Raw genomic sequence first — 13,686 nt, forward strand, 5'->3', positions numbered from 1 at the left:
CTTGGACGAGACCAGTCAATTTCCTGTCGTGCAAATTCCCAAGTTCTCGAGGCAGGATCCCATGGCGCAATTTGACGAAACTACCACCCCACCGATCGCAGCTCCGGCCGAGCGGCCGAAGGTTGGCATTGGTGGTGTTTTATTTGGTAGGCTGATCAAAGACCTTCGGCGGGGCAGGTTGACGATCATCCTGCCGGAAGGGGAACACGTCACAGAGCGAGGAACTGAGGACGGACCGGACGCGACAATTGTGATCCGCCGATGGGGTGCACTTCGCAGGCTCGCTGTGTCGGGCGATCTCGGAGCGGCGGAAGGCTATATTCACGGAGATTGGACCACGCCAGATCTGACGGCGCTAATACGTTTGGTGGCCGCAAACGCGACGCTTTTGTCGCCTGCTCTGTCCGGGACTTGGATAGCAAGGCTTGTCAGCCGCCTGCGTCATATCCTGAATTCCAATACCAGGCGTGGTAGCCGCCGTAACGTTGAAGCCCATTACGATCTGGGCAACGAGTTCTACAAGCACTGGCTTGATAGCGCGATGCTGTACTCATCGGCCGTCTTCGAGAGTGCAACTCAGACTCTTGAATCGGCGCAGCAAAATCGGCTCCAGCTCATTCGCGACAAGCTGGACATGTCGGATGGGCATTGCGTCCTCGAGGTCGGTTGCGGATGGGGCGCTCTGGCGCTCGACATAGCCACACATTCAAATTCACATGTGATGGGCTTAACGCTGTCGCCCTCGCAACTCAAGTGGGCGAACCGCGCCGTAGAGTTGGCGGGTAAAACAAGTCAGGTTGAATTGCGGCTGCAAGACTATCGTGATCTTCACGGTCAGTTTGATCGTATCGTATCCATCGAGATGTTCGAAGCGGTCGGTGAAGCCTATTGGCCGGATTACTTCGCGATGATCAAGCGGTGCATGACATCAGGCGGACGAACCTTGCTACAGGTCATCTCGATCGAAGAGAGCCGGTTCGACGCCTATCGCGGCAGCACCGATTTCATCCAAAGATACATCTTTCCTGGCGGATTTCTGCCGTCCGACGCAGCTCTCCGGGACGCTGTCTCAGACGCAGGGCTCAAGCTGACGGAAGTCGAACATTTCGGCAAATCCTACGCTCGTACCCTGCGGGAATGGCGCACACGGTTCCACGCGAATTGGCCGGCTATCGCCGCTCTCGGCTTCGACGAGACGTTCAAGCGGATGTGGCACTACTATCTTTGTTACTGCGAGGCAGGGTTTGAGGAGGAAAGCATCAATGTTGGACTTTATACGATCGAGCATGCCTAAGAAGGCGCTCTTTGACAGGAACACAACCAAATCGTTTGCCTGGGCAATTCCGGTTGTTCTTGTTGGAGCTGTATTCCCTGCTGAAGCCGCCGATATAAACGGCAACTGGGCCCGCGGAGACGGGAATGCGCGTGTGCGTATTGCACCTTGCGGCGCTGATCTTTGCGCGGTCAACACATGGATTAAGCCCGGTACGCCGAAAGAGAAGGAAGGCGACAAACTGGTCATGTCGATCAAGGAGGACAGTGAGGGCAGCTATTCCGGCACCGCTTTCGATCCGCAACGCGATCTGAGCTACAAGCTTACCGTCAAAGTCGACGGCGCCAGGATGACCACGAAAGGGTGTGTCATCGCCGGTCTGATCTGCAAGGGCGTGGACTGGACACGCATAAACTGAGCTTGGAAATCCATCTGGGGGCCCCGTATGAAAACGTACCTGACCGCATATACCGCAACGCTGATCGCCTTCGTTGCCATCGATTTTGTCTGGCTGAGCGCCATGGCCGACCGTCTCTATCGACCAACGTTGGGCGACATGCTTGCGCCGCAGTTCCGATTGGCGCCTGCTGCGGCATTTTACCTGATTTACGCCGCGGGGTTGACCTTCCTCGCTGTCCGGACGGGTTTGACGTCAGGATCAATGACGACAGCAGTCATCTACGGCGCAGCCGTTGGCTTCATGGCTTATGCCACCTATGATCTGACCAACCAGTCTACCTTAAGAAACTGGTCGACTGTCTTGACGGTCGCCGACCTCATTTGGGGAACAGTCTTGTCAGCGGCAGCATCAGGCGTCGGTTTTTGGGTCACATATCGGATCTTTGGGGCTGTGGCGCGCCTCTGATGTCCGCACGCGACGTAGGCCGGCAGGCGCTATCGAAGGCCAAGCAAAGACTTGGAGGCCAATTTTTAGAGTTCATTTTTTTGATCCAGCAGCAAGCTGATGCGTAGGTTACGCCATGAATATGCAGATGCCGCTTCGAATCGGAGTATTTCGAACCACATGCGCTGACGCGAAAGTGTGGTCGTCTTCAGGCGGAGCGCGAAAGGTCGGGAAATTGGAGGAAGAGACCGTTAGCTTAGATGCCGAGCGGATTAAAGCGCTGATGTCCGCTGTGGCAGAGTCACGCGATATCGTGGCGTTCGAACTCCTATACAGGCACTTCTATCCGCGCGTACGCTCTTACATGGTCAAGATGACGAGAGGAAACCGGATACTCGCAGAGGAGCTGGCGCAGGAAACGATGATGCGCGTCTGGCACAAGGCGGCGCTTTTCGATCCGTCCAAGGCCCAGGCGTCAACGTGGATATTCACGATCGCCAGAAATCAGATGATCGACTCTGTTCGAAGAGCGATAAAGCCTGAATTCGATCCAAACGATCCGGCATTCGTCCCGGATGAGTTTGAGGCCGCCGACTCGCTAATCGAGCGTCAGCAAAGTGCTGCAGCGCTGCGCGGCGCGATGACGACATTGAAGGGCAGATATGCGGAAGTGCTGCGCATGTCGTTTTTCGAGGGGCTCACCCATTCGACGATCGCGGAAAAACTAAACCTCCCAATTGGAACGGTGAAATCAAGGATTAGGCTTGCATGCGAGAAACTGCGCGTAGCGCTTCAGGACGAGGCCAAATGATCGAACATCATCTGGATGATGACATGCTCCAGCAATATGCGGCCGGAACCCTGGCTGAAGGCTGGAGCGTTGCTGTGGCGACTCATCTTGCCTTATGCCCGGCATGCCGCTCAAAGCTTTCAATGCTGGAAAGCGTTGGCGGTTATTTTATTGACAGCGAACCTGCTGATGAAGCCGCGGTGTCACAAAGCTGGGAGAGTCTCAAAGCTAAGATCGATGCGGGTCAGATCGACAAGGTTGTGCCCATTAAGAAAGGCTCGTGGTCTGATCACACGTACCCGCAGCCGCTGAGGACCTATATCGACGCAGCCGGAGGCCTGAAATGGCGCCAGCTCGGTCGAGGCGCTGCCCAAATGATGATACCGACCAGCGACGAAACAACGACAGTGAGACTGCTCAAGATTCCGGCCGGTCAGCCGGTCCCGGAGCATTCTCACCGAGGCGTTGAATTAACGCTTGTGCTTGACGGCAGTTTTAGCGACGAGGTTTCGCGATTTGCGCGAGGCGATGTAGAGATGGCCGACGACAGCTTGACGCATCAGCCGAAAGCTGATGCTGGCAGAGACTGTATATGTCTTGCAGTGACCGAGGCGCCCCTACGCTTCAAGAGCAGGTTTTTGCGGTTGATACAGCCAATCCTCGGGATTTGACTTCAGTATTCATCGGCCGAGTAACCGCAGACCTTCCCACTACCTGCCGTTCAGATCATGCTGCACTATATTTGTCTGATTTTTGAACCGGAGCGGCGGTCATTCGTAGAACCTCTACCGAGCCAAGAGGCCGGCATTGAGAGGAGATGATCATGAAGAAATTTCTGGTAGTTTCGGCAGTCGCGTTGGCCAGCATGATGACAGGCAGCCTGGCTGCATATGCCGCCAACCCTAAGGTTGGCGGAGCGGCGATGTTCGAGGACAAGAACATCGTTGAAAACGCTGTGAATTCGAAGGATCACACGACGCTCGTCGCTGCCGTCAAGGCTGCGGGCCTGGTGTCGACGCTTGAAGGGAAGGGGCCATTTACCGTGTTTGCTCCGACCAACGAAGCCTTTGATGCCCTTCCCAAAGGGACCGTCGAGACCCTACTCAAGCCAGAGAACAAGGACAAGCTCGTCAAAATTCTGACTTGCCACGTGGTCGCCGCTGATGCCATGGCCAGCACCGTCGCCAAGATGATCAAGGATGATGGCGGCGAACATGACATCAAGACCGTCGGCGGCTGCGTTTTGAAGGCCAAGGAAAACATGGGCAAGATCACGCTCACCGACGAGGCGGGAGGAACTGCTACCGTGACGATCGCTGACGTCAAGCAGTCGAACGGCGTGATCCACGTCGTTGATAAGGTACTTCTTCCGAAGATGTGAGTTCGAGCGCCGGGCCGAATTATCGGCCCGGCATTTTCTCGGTCTGAATAGATCTTCTCTTTTTTAGGTATCGGGCGCGTTCGAACGCTAACCGGCGGCAACGCCAGTGCGGAGTGGCCGGACCTAGAAGACGCCAATTAGCATCATTCCCCGGAAACATTGTCTGTCATCTCCGTCGCGGCGAACGAGCCCAAGCGCCGTTTAGTCGTTGGATACAGCGTCCGTGAAGTTGCTGCCTGGGCGCTGGCGGGGCTCATCAGCGGGGACACAGGCGCTCCGGCTCGTCGCGATCCGCGCGGAGGCGATGAAACTAGCAAGTCGCGGTCGCGAAGGATTGACGTTTGTCCGGGGATTGAAGCGGGAGGCAGTCGCCAGATTATGCCGCGCGCAAGAAACTGCAATTGCGATCGCCAATCCCGGCAATGGATTCGTCGTAGGGGGCACAGTCGCCGTCCTCCAAACTTTAGAAGAAGAGGCAGTTTGCAGCGGCGCCGAGCGTATTGTCCGTCTTAAAGTCCATGTTGCCTCACATACGCCAAGACTCGCAAACGCATCTGCCGCGTTTGCATCTTCTCTAGCAAAAGCAGCCATCTGCCCTGAGGTTCCGAGCGGGATTCTTCTCTTCAGTGGTATCGACGGCGCCTCGGTGTTTGATCTCACGTCAGCTCAGATTAAGCTCGCTGATCAAATCTCGCATACAGTTGAATGGGCCAGGTGTCTGGAGAGTTGCAGGGAGGCTGGCGCAAGTGCATTTCTGGAACTCGGCCCCGGACACGCTTTGAGCGCTATGGCGGCCGAAGTCGATCCACAAGTGCTGTGCGGAAGACTTTAAAGCCCTCTCTGGACTACGGGATTGGGTCGCCAGTCAGTCTCAACCATAGGCGTCGACCTTAGGCTGAGGTTAACAACTGGCTTTCATTTGCGATCGTCGGCTTAGCATCCCACCAGCTCGATCTGACGTTGAAGAACCGGAAAACAGCGGTTCCAGCCGCTCGATCTCAACTCGGAAACATCGGGTAAATCAAACCCAACGCGTTTCCTGGCAGTTTCACGCAACTTGCCCGACCGGGGATCTTCACTCTGACTACAGTCGAGCCGATTCTGCCGCCCTGACCAGAGACAATGGCTTCCTATCTTGGTTGCGGCAAACTGAAAGTGAAGTCCGACACGCGGGCAGTCATGCCATCCGGATCGGCCATGTCTGTCAGAGCCGTTCTACGATCGCTTTGGAAAGCCTAGTTGCACTTAGAAATGCTGCTTCGACTCTGTTGCCAATCGTCCAATCTCCGCATGCAGCAAGACCGTTTTCAAGGTCCATAAGAACGTCACTTTCACTGACTGTCTGTACATTGGCGAACTTCCAGCGATGGACGTTAGCCGAGAGAACACCTTCGGGAACGCCGGGCAGCAGTCTAGCCAGGCTATCGAGCATGGCCGTACGAACGACTTCCAAGTCGTCATCGACGTGTCGATCGGCCCATTGGTTTTGCGAGTGAACGACAATCGTCGGCAAAGGCGAGCGTTGCGGGCGTGACGTGCAGTCGGCGACCCATGCGATCACCTCGTCGTCATAGCGCACCGCACAGTGGCGTCCCAAGGCACGCGATTGAAGGATGAGCATCAGTGTAAAGCAAGCATTCATCTTTGTGCTCGCTGCGGCTCGAAAGCCGCTGTAGTTCGCAGGCATCAAGGCCATCGCCTGGGGAGCAGGACAGGCGGCGACAACCCAGTCGAAGGGACCAGCTCGCTCGTAACCAGTGGCGAGTCTCCAGTTACACGGGCTCCCTTCGATAGCATCAATCGTCACGCCTAGCCGGATGTCCAATCCATGTGCCATCCACTTAGGAAGCGCCGTCATGGATGGTACGCCGACAAATCTTGGGGCACGATCGCTCTCGTCGATGATTGATGCGGAGCCCATCGATGACGAGCCGATGGTTCCTGACCACGTTTCGACGAAGCCGAGTTCGAGTGCCGGCTCTAACATAGCGTGGAACAAGGGGTCGCGGACGGTAAAATACTGGGCGCCGTGATCGAACGTGATTTCGCCGGCACGCCGGGTTGCCATTCTGCCTCCGACACCATGGCTCTTTTCAAAGATCGTAATGTCAGCAATGCCATGCAGCGATCGTGCGAAGGTCAGTCCTGCAATCCCGGCCCCTATAACTGCAATTTTCGTTCGATCGGACATCACATTTCCTTTGTATTGACCTTACGTATAATGGTGCTTGTCAGATCGCGAGGGAGCGACTGCTGGCAAGGTGGCCGCGAACCTCCCATCGACCGAAACCTCGTGTTGAAGCTCATACACTTATTTTTTCCGGCCGCCCGCGAGATAACATTCGTTGCAGCGTTCGACGGTGCATGTTGAGGAGACGGGCAGTCGCCGAGACGTTGTTTCCGGTTTCCGCAAACACGCTGGTCACGTGCTCCCAGCGAACGAGCTCGGCAGATTTGATGGCATCCCCTGAAGACAACTTTAATGCGTTTGCCACACCGAGAACCTCAAGGATTTCGTCCGCGTCGGCGGGTTTGCTCAAAAATTCAGTTGCGCCAAGTTTGACTGCGGTCACGGCCGACTGAACGTTTCCATAACCAGTCAAGACCAGAGTTTTGGTCTCAGGAGAAATATCGCGCACTTCCGCTACGATTTCGAGACCACTCCGATCGCCGATCCGGAGATCCGTTATAACGATATCGAAACGACGAAGTCCAAGCGCGTCGATAGCATCGCTGACCGTATTATAGATCTCCGTGTCGAATCCACGGTCCTGAAGCGCTTTGCCAAGTCGCCGCGCGAACACGCGGTCGTCATCAACAAGGAGAGCCGGGCACCTGGCATCTGAATCTGCTGCTGCGCCAGTCGCCGTCGAACCGAACCCTATCATAACGTGCTCCTTGCTGAGCTTGTGGGCTGCTGTCCCTGGACAATTATCGGTGACTGGTCGCCCCACTGGCCTTTGCCTGAGCGTCGTTATCGCCATCAATCAAACTGGAGACCGTTAAGATGTCCTTGTCGCCGCGGCCGCAGAGGTTGAGGATGACGATTGCTTCCGCCGGCATCTCGGGGGCAATCTTGATCAACTCCGCCAATGCATGAGACGGCTCCAGAGCAGGGATGATCCCCTCTTCGGTAGCGAGATACTGGAAGGCATCGAGCGCTTCCTGGTCGGTGGCCGACCTGTACGAAACCCTGCCTTGCTCCTTCAACCACGCGTGCTCCGGCCCAACTCCGGGATAGTCGAGACCCGCCGAAATCGAGTGGCCTTCTTGAATCTGACCATCTAGATCCTGGAGAAGGTAGGTGCGATTGCCATGCAGGATGCCTGGCGTCCCCTTTGAAAGCGAAGCGCAGTGCTCATCCGTATCGACGCCTCGGCCCCCGGCCTCGACGCCGATCATCTCAACGTCACGATCACCGAGAAATGCATGAAACAGGCCAATTGCATTCGAGCCGCCGCCGACTGCCGCAATCAGGAGGTTTGGAAGGCGCCCTTCATATTCGAGGATCTGCTTGCGTGCTTCGGTGCCAATAATCGATTGTAGTGTTCTGACCATTTCCGGATACGGATGTGGCCCGGCGACGGTGCCAATCAGATAATAGGTGTCGTCGATGTTGGACACCCAATCACGAAGTGCTTCGTTCATGGCGTCCTTGAGAGTTCCGTTACCAGACGTGACAGGTCTTACCTCTGCGCCCAGAAGCTTCATTCTGAAAACGTTCGGCGCCTGTCGCTCGATATCCTTGGCGCCCATGTAGATGATGCACTGGAGGCCAAAGCGCGCTGCGACTGTCGCAGTTGCGACCCCATGCTGGCCTGCGCCTGTTTCGGCAATGATACGGCGCTTGCCCATCCTCTGGGCGATTAGTATCTGGCCGACACAGTTATTGATTTTGTGTGATCCAGTGTGGTTTAGTTCATCCCGCTTGAGGTAAATACGTGCCCCTCCCAGAGCGGCTGTCAGACGCTCGGCAAAATACAGCGGACTTGGGCGTCCGACATAGTGCCGCGACAGGTATGCAAAGCGTTCCCAGAATGATGGATCAGCTTTAGCCTCCCGCCATTGAGTTCCAAGATCGAGCAAAAGCGGCATCAGGGTTTCTGCGACAAAGCTCCCGCCGAATTGACCAAAAAATCCATCAATATCGGGCATCGCAGAATTCACGTCTTGCATCGCGTTTTCCTCGTTTATCCGTTGTACGCGAGCGTTTCGGTTTGGATGTTCTTTTTTAAAATAAGCAGATCGACCGTCCGGTAGGCGCTCGAAACATAATGTGGAACATTCCACCCGTCCGCGTGTTGACCAGCGCTTCTACGGGGGATTGGCATGCTCAAGGTACTGGTAGTAGGAGACGAAGTCCTTATCCGGCTGACGGTCATCGACGTGCTGGAAGAGGCCGGTTTTGAGGTAGTCGAGGCTGGCTCGGCTGATGAAGCGATGGAGCTCCTTGGAGATCACAGCATAAATCTGCTTTTCACCGATGTGCAAATGCCCGGAAAGCTTTCGGGCGTCGATCTAGCCAACGCGGTTGCGGTACGTTTTCCTGACGCAGGCATCGTCTTCGTATCAGGGAGACTAACTGCTAAAGATATCGATCTGCCGCACGGAGCAGAGTTTTTCTCTAAGCCCTACGATTTCACGAGGATCGTCGCCAGTTTGAACCGTCTTTCGAAAATCTAAGCTTTAGAGTGTCGCGCGTCCCGGAGACGGATCGTCAATAGATTTGACTTCTGGCTCTTATCGGTGATGGATAGCGCGGAATGCGGCCTCAAGGATCGAGCCATGAAGATCGAAATCGGGACTGAAAAGATCTCGTCTAGGGAGCGGTTCCTCGAAGCGATCGTCCAAAGCGCAATTGACTACGCTATAATATCGCTGGATTTGGACGGCCTTGTCACAAGCTGGAACGAGGGCGCGCACCTTATCCTGGGCTGGACAGCCGAAGAAATGGTTGGCAGGCCCGCCACTGCCTTTTTTGTCCAAGAAGATAGGGAAAAAGGCGTGCCTCAGCGGGAGATGACCGCGGCTCTGAGCGTCGGAAGAGGGAGCGACGAACGCTGGCATCTCAGAAAAGATGGCACGACGTTTTGGGCCTTGAGATGATGGTCCTTCGTGCGGACGATGACACAGTGATTGGTTTTATTAAGATTCTTCGCGACAGGACGCATGAGCGCGACCAAGCTGACCGGCAGCGCCTTCTGATGCACGAACTCGGCCACCGGATGAAGAACACTCTTTCGGTTGTCCAATCGATCGCGACGCAATCCCTTCGCAATGCAACGTCAGTCGAAGATGCCTCCGTGAAGCTTCAGTCACGAATATCCGCTTACTCGAAAGCTCACGACCTGTTGCTACAGAAGAACTGGGTAAGCGCGACCCTCGGCAATATCGTCGAAGCAGCTAAAATAAGCATTGGCCTGCAAGGAAGTGAACGGATTAAAGTCGAAGGTCCTGACCTCGAACTGGGGCCTCAGGCGGCCCTTTCGTTTTCGCTGGTCCTGCATGAGCTTTTAACGAACGCCATGAAGTATGGCGCGCTGTCCAATAACGCTGGCCACATACATGTCTCCTGGCGGATCGAGGACATCGACGGCGAAGATTGTCTATCTATCGACTGGCGCGAGCGGGATGGTCCGACAGTTGCAGACCCCACGCGCGTAGGCTTCGGATCGCGGCTCATCGTCTCCAGCCTCAGCGCGTACGGCAACGCGGATGTCGCATACAACCCCGGAGGAGTCGTGCTAACAGCTAAAATGTCACTTTCGAAAATTCAGTTTCGTGGTGACCTGGCGCAGATCGATAGCGAAAAGTGACGACGAAATGGCCCGCTGACACAGAGCAATCAGTGTCGCCACACGTCGGTTCAAAACGATAACCATCTCTGCGGCTTCATTCACGCGAAGATAGTCAATGACGGATGGTTTTTTGACATGCAATCGATAGAGTGGATCACAAACGCCCATCGACAAAGACAAAGGCGACGATGGGTTGCTCGAAGAGAATGGCCCGTTGCAATGATGATGCCGAAAATGCGCTGAGAGGCCAGCATGTAAATTACGCCTTTATCCGAGCGTACACTCAGCATAGGCAGAAAGGCTCGGGCTCGGGAGATCGGTCTATGACTGCGGATCAACTTCGCAGCGAAGTACTTGGCCTGTTTAACTTCTTTCAGCACATTCTGATACCCTCGTTGCCAAACGGAATGTTCAGATAATTGCAACACTCAGATTTTCAACGCCATCTCCCCTCATCAATGGCGGCGTCCATTACCGATTATGACGCTCCATTAAACGCTCCTCTGATCGTGCGGTTCTTCAAACGGCAGGAGCCGGAGAGTGACTTACTCCCGGCTCCTTGAGGCGAACTTGAGATTCAGTTAGCGGCAGACCTTCGTCGTCCGCGAAACTCGCTCACCATCCCGGTAGGTTACAACTCGTTTCGTGAAGCAACCCGGGTGGCGACGATAACCTTCACGTACCAGTCGTGCTCTCCGATCATTATCCCAGCCACGGTGGTGGCCCCTTTCCCAGCCGCGATGCGGGCGAGGACCGTCATCAGTACGTATGACGACGGTGTCCGCGTACGAAGCTGCTGGGACGGCAATCATGGACGAAAAAGCGACGGCGACAGCAAGAATAATTTTCTTCATGGGGCCTTACCTCAAGTGATTAGACCGGGATTAAATGATTGCCAGGGTTTTCCGTTCCACGAAAAATCTAAACTCGGACTTAAGTCTGAGGAGGCGTCAGACTAATCGCCACCTTTGCTGGACAAACCCTGACAGCTCCACATTAGGGTGGGGATCTCAGATCCCGCAAATCAGTTTAGCGTCCCCGTCAAAAAAACGGCGAGGGCCTGTCTGCGCCTTCCATTCCAGAGGGCGAAGCTTTTTCGTTCAGGTGATAAAAGACGGCCCGCTGAAACGCAGGGCAAATCCAGACAAGGCAACTCGGTGAAACGCCGTTAGTCCTGTTTCAGGCCGGAAGGCGGAATGGGAAACGGGTCGCCCGCGAGCTTGTCCTGCATCTCGTTGTCGGTAGCCAAATTCTGACGATCTCGAAGAAACGCAGCGATATCGCCACCGCAGGCTTCGGTCAGCTCCTCGGCCGTATAGCCGGCCTCTTCAGCTTCGGCACGCAGGAGCTCGGCGTGCTGTTCGAATGCTGACGCATCTTCCTCGAAGCCGATTTCCGACCCCATATTGTCGAGCTTGTGTTCAAGCCAATCGCTGATCGTTTTCATAACCTGCCTCCAATGATTGGGCGCTGTACCGATAGAGCATCCGGTCCTGAACCCTGCCAGTTCCGGCTACAGCCGTGGCAATGCGAACGGCGATGTCCCGATGCTCCCGCGCGGAGAGGTATCCCTCAAGAATTACGATCGGGCCGAGTATCCTGACCACGATACCGCTGCGGTCGAGCGTCGGGTCGGCGGCCTATGCCGCATCGATCGCGGCACGCATGGACGACGAGTTAGTCCCGGCTGCGCAGCACTCGTCGTATGCCGACCCGTACGAAGATCTAAAATCCATGATGAAATCCTCCCACTCACAAACGTGGAACTTCGTCGAAGGTTGCGTGTACAGGAACGTACAGTTTTGCCCACCGTCCTGATGCCTGAGTATTGCGAGTGGTGTTGGACCCAGAGGCATGGGTAATTGTCGTCATGAAAAACGATGATGAGGTTTGGCGTTATCACCCCGACATTCGTCATTGAACGGGAAGAGATGCCGCGGGCAAAGATCTTCAATTTAATAGTCGATCACGTGTCCGACGACAGGGAAGCTGGCGAGGCTATCGAGATGATCAGCGTTACGGGGTCTGGCAGCTACAAAGGTGAGGGTTGGTCGATCTGGTTTGCCATTCGCGGGCAAACTATCCACTAAATGCTGAGCTTACCGTTCCTCGCTATCGATCGGCAAGATCGCGAGATAGCACCCGGCTGAGACAAGCATCAGAATTGCGAAGATTGCGGATAGCGTGATCATTGGCATTCCTCCTGCCCACACGGTGCAGTGATTTGCCGTCAGGAGCAACCTAAAAGAAAGCGCCGCGCACTGGCTAGCTCCGAACGAAAGGCGATGGGCTTTCGGTGTGCGTCATAAGGTGATGAAGCGAACCCCTATAGTGCTGAATTACGCTGCTTAGGCCTTTGCCGCTACCGGAAGTCGGAACGGTGCACCGAGGCGATTAAAGGCGTTCATGGCGGCGATCGTAATCGTCAGATCGACTAGGTCCTTCGGTTCGAAAGCGGCGGCGGCGGCAGCCCGCCTCGTAGCAGAAATGAACACGGTCAAACTTTGCGGCTATCCGCTGGATGATGCGGCGCATGCTGGCATCTGATGCATCAACCCCGCCGAAGTAGCGTACCGTGTCGGCACGGCCGGCCGCGCACCCGGCTGTTTGGTGAAGAACTCGACGAAGTCGGTGACGAGGAACTGGCTTGTTCGACGCTAAGGCGTAGGCAGCGCGTTCTGAACAGCGCTTCTCAGAGACTTCCGAAGCACATTCTCGTCTTCAACCGTACGGGGAAAGGTGCCATGGAACCGCGACGAAGTTTCGTTGTTTATCCAATTCGGAAATGAGGAGATCGCAATGAGCTTAGCCGTCGCCCTGGTCACGGGAGCTGGATCTGGAATTGGTAAAGCTGCGGCACTGAAATTGGCCAGCGACGGTTTCGCGATCGGCGCGCTCGGGCGTACCGCGGACGAAATTGCTTCCACCGTAGCGGAGATAGACGCCGCTGGCGGCAAAGGTGTTTCGCTCTTGGCCGACATCGCCGACGAACGACAGATGGCAGACGCTGTCGGACAGCTTGTCAAGCGGTTCGGCCGACTTGACGTCGTCGTGGCCAACGCCGGTATCAACGGCGTCTGGGCGCCGATCGACGATCTGACGGTCGCCGAGTGGAACGCCACGATCTCCGTAAACCTAACCGGAACTTTTCTTACGATCCGCGCCAGCGTTCCCGAGCTGAAGCGATCGGGAGGCGGCTCCATCGTGGTTGTATCATCGATCAACGGCACCCGCACGTTTACGACTCCGGGCGCTACCGCCTATACGGCGACGAAAGCCGGGCAAGTTGCGATGGTCCAGCAGCTCGCCCTGGAGCTTGCTCGCCACCATATTCGTATCAACGCTGTCTGTCCCGGCGAAATCGAAACCAGCATCGACGCGAATACCCGTCTTCGAAAGGAAGACGAGACCGCTATCCCAGTCGTCTGGCCCGCAGGCCAGGTTCCGATCACGGGGGGTCGTCCAGGCCGCAGCGAAGACGTCGCTGACGTTATTGCATTTCTTGCGTCCGACCAGTCTCGCCACGTAACCGGGTCTCCAATCTGGGTGGACGGCGGCCAGGGGCTGCTCCGTTAGTCTCATGAGAAAGCAAGGTTTCAC

Annotated in this window: 13 protein-coding genes and 2 pseudogenes; 10 read left to right on the forward strand and 5 right to left on the reverse strand. The window is 55.8% G+C overall.

The window, feature by feature from the left end:
• Positions 1-61 precede the first annotated feature (61 nt).
• The 7 genes from AB4Z25_RS12530 to AB4Z25_RS12560 all read left to right on the forward strand — a co-directional run bounded on the left by AB4Z25_RS12530 (position 62) and on the right by AB4Z25_RS12560 (position 5,120).
• Positions 62-1,294: a class I SAM-dependent methyltransferase gene (locus AB4Z25_RS12530; RefSeq protein WP_442208116.1), complete on the forward strand. Its 1,233-nt coding sequence runs from the start codon at positions 62-64 to the stop codon at positions 1,292-1,294.
• The gene (locus AB4Z25_RS12535) at positions 1,287-1,691 is read left to right on the forward strand and encodes a DUF2147 domain-containing protein (RefSeq protein WP_442208117.1); all 405 of its coding nucleotides are present in this window, start codon (positions 1,287-1,289) and stop codon (positions 1,689-1,691) included. Before AB4Z25_RS12530 ends, AB4Z25_RS12535 begins: the two co-directional genes overlap by 8 nt.
• 27 nt (positions 1,692-1,718) lie before the next feature.
• Positions 1,719-2,138 (forward strand): DUF2177 family protein, encoded by a 420-nt coding sequence (locus AB4Z25_RS12540; RefSeq protein ID WP_112389424.1) that lies wholly within the window; start codon positions 1,719-1,721, stop codon positions 2,136-2,138.
• A 115-nt stretch (positions 2,139-2,253) separates the two neighbouring features.
• Entirely contained in the window at positions 2,254-2,928 is a 675-nt protein-coding gene (locus AB4Z25_RS12545) for a sigma-70 family RNA polymerase sigma factor (RefSeq protein ID WP_442208118.1), read from the forward strand.
• A complete protein-coding gene (locus AB4Z25_RS12550; protein ID WP_112389423.1) occupies positions 2,925-3,578 on the forward strand; it encodes a ChrR family anti-sigma-E factor in 654 nt (217 codons plus the stop codon). Before AB4Z25_RS12545 ends, AB4Z25_RS12550 begins: the two co-directional genes overlap by 4 nt.
• A 152-nt stretch (positions 3,579-3,730) precedes the next feature.
• On the forward strand, positions 3,731-4,288 hold the full coding sequence (locus tag AB4Z25_RS12555) for a fasciclin domain-containing protein (RefSeq protein WP_405049597.1): 558 nt from the start codon (positions 3,731-3,733) through the stop codon (positions 4,286-4,288).
• 304 nt (positions 4,289-4,592) lie between these two features.
• Positions 4,593-5,120, forward strand: coding sequence for a hypothetical protein (locus AB4Z25_RS12560; protein WP_442208119.1), 528 nt, complete (start codon positions 4,593-4,595; stop codon positions 5,118-5,120).
• 372 nt (positions 5,121-5,492) lie between these two features.
• Here AB4Z25_RS12560 and AB4Z25_RS12565 read toward each other — a convergent pair whose 3' ends face one another.
• From AB4Z25_RS12565 to trpB, 3 genes are all read right to left on the reverse strand, one after another.
• Positions 5,493-6,479, reverse strand: coding sequence for an NAD(P)/FAD-dependent oxidoreductase (locus AB4Z25_RS12565; RefSeq protein WP_442208120.1), 987 nt, complete (start codon positions 6,477-6,479; stop codon positions 5,493-5,495).
• Positions 6,480-6,591: 112 nt separating this feature from the next.
• The gene (locus AB4Z25_RS12570) at positions 6,592-7,176 is read right to left on the reverse strand and encodes a response regulator transcription factor (protein ID WP_442208121.1); all 585 of its coding nucleotides are present in this window, start codon (positions 7,174-7,176) and stop codon (positions 6,592-6,594) included.
• A 43-nt stretch (positions 7,177-7,219) separates the two neighbouring features.
• Positions 7,220-8,464 (reverse strand): tryptophan synthase subunit beta, encoded by a 1,245-nt coding sequence (trpB, locus tag AB4Z25_RS12575; RefSeq protein WP_442208122.1) that lies wholly within the window; start codon positions 8,462-8,464, stop codon positions 7,220-7,222.
• Positions 8,465-8,617: 153 nt separating this feature from the next.
• Here trpB and AB4Z25_RS12580 point away from each other — a divergent pair, with 153 nt between their 5' ends.
• Together AB4Z25_RS12580 and AB4Z25_RS12585 are read left to right on the forward strand one after the other, a co-directional pair.
• Complete coding sequence (locus AB4Z25_RS12580; RefSeq protein ID WP_442208123.1) at positions 8,618-8,971, forward strand: response regulator; 354 nt, start codon at positions 8,618-8,620, stop codon at positions 8,969-8,971.
• A 102-nt stretch (positions 8,972-9,073) separates the two neighbouring features.
• Positions 9,074-10,104, forward strand: a pseudogene (locus AB4Z25_RS12585) (sensor histidine kinase).
• Between the two features lie 1,150 nt (positions 10,105-11,254).
• Here the strand turns inward: AB4Z25_RS12585 and AB4Z25_RS12590 are convergent.
• The gene (locus AB4Z25_RS12590) at positions 11,255-11,533 is read right to left on the reverse strand and encodes a hypothetical protein (RefSeq protein WP_442208124.1); all 279 of its coding nucleotides are present in this window, start codon (positions 11,531-11,533) and stop codon (positions 11,255-11,257) included.
• Positions 11,534-12,434: 901 nt separating this feature from the next.
• A pseudogene (locus AB4Z25_RS12595) lies at positions 12,435-12,557 on the reverse strand (carboxymuconolactone decarboxylase family protein); the annotation flags it as partial.
• 328 nt (positions 12,558-12,885) lie between these two features.
• Here AB4Z25_RS12595 and AB4Z25_RS12600 point away from each other — a divergent pair.
• Positions 12,886-13,662, forward strand: a complete 777-nt coding sequence (locus AB4Z25_RS12600) for an SDR family oxidoreductase (protein WP_442208125.1) — start codon at positions 12,886-12,888, stop codon at positions 13,660-13,662.
• Positions 13,663-13,686: the final 24 nt, after the last annotated feature.

The organism is Rhizobium sp. RAF36 (genome assembly GCF_052114105.1).
Taxonomy (GTDB): Bacteria; Pseudomonadota; Alphaproteobacteria; order Rhizobiales; family Rhizobiaceae; genus Rhizobium.

Bases quoted from the DNA above. Each gene is read 5' to 3' on its own strand.
- AB4Z25_RS12545 (WP_442208118.1), top strand. From the start codon at position 2,254: ATGAATATGCAGATGCCGCTTCGAATCGGAGTATTTCGAACCACATGC.
- AB4Z25_RS12565 (WP_442208120.1), bottom strand. From the start codon at position 6,479: ATGTCCGATCGAACGAAAATTGCAGTTATAGGGGCCGGGATTGCAGGA.
- AB4Z25_RS12590 (WP_442208124.1), bottom strand. From the start codon at position 11,533: ATGAAAACGATCAGCGATTGGCTTGAACACAAGCTCGACAATATGGGG.
- AB4Z25_RS12540 (WP_112389424.1), top strand. From the start codon at position 1,719: ATGAAAACGTACCTGACCGCATATACCGCAACGCTGATCGCCTTCGTT.
- AB4Z25_RS12535 (WP_442208117.1), top strand. From the start codon at position 1,287: ATGCCTAAGAAGGCGCTCTTTGACAGGAACACAACCAAATCGTTTGCC.
- AB4Z25_RS12560 (WP_442208119.1), top strand. From the start codon at position 4,593: ATGAAACTAGCAAGTCGCGGTCGCGAAGGATTGACGTTTGTCCGGGGA.
- AB4Z25_RS12555 (WP_405049597.1), top strand. From the start codon at position 3,731: ATGAAGAAATTTCTGGTAGTTTCGGCAGTCGCGTTGGCCAGCATGATG.
- AB4Z25_RS12530 (WP_442208116.1), top strand. From the start codon at position 62: ATGGCGCAATTTGACGAAACTACCACCCCACCGATCGCAGCTCCGGCC.
- AB4Z25_RS12570 (WP_442208121.1), bottom strand. From the start codon at position 7,176: ATGATAGGGTTCGGTTCGACGGCGACTGGCGCAGCAGCAGATTCAGAT.
- trpB (WP_442208122.1), bottom strand. From the start codon at position 8,464: ATGCAAGACGTGAATTCTGCGATGCCCGATATTGATGGATTTTTTGGT.
- AB4Z25_RS12580 (WP_442208123.1), top strand. From the start codon at position 8,618: ATGCTCAAGGTACTGGTAGTAGGAGACGAAGTCCTTATCCGGCTGACG.
- AB4Z25_RS12550 (WP_112389423.1), top strand. From the start codon at position 2,925: ATGATCGAACATCATCTGGATGATGACATGCTCCAGCAATATGCGGCC.
- AB4Z25_RS12600 (WP_442208125.1), top strand. From the start codon at position 12,886: ATGAGCTTAGCCGTCGCCCTGGTCACGGGAGCTGGATCTGGAATTGGT.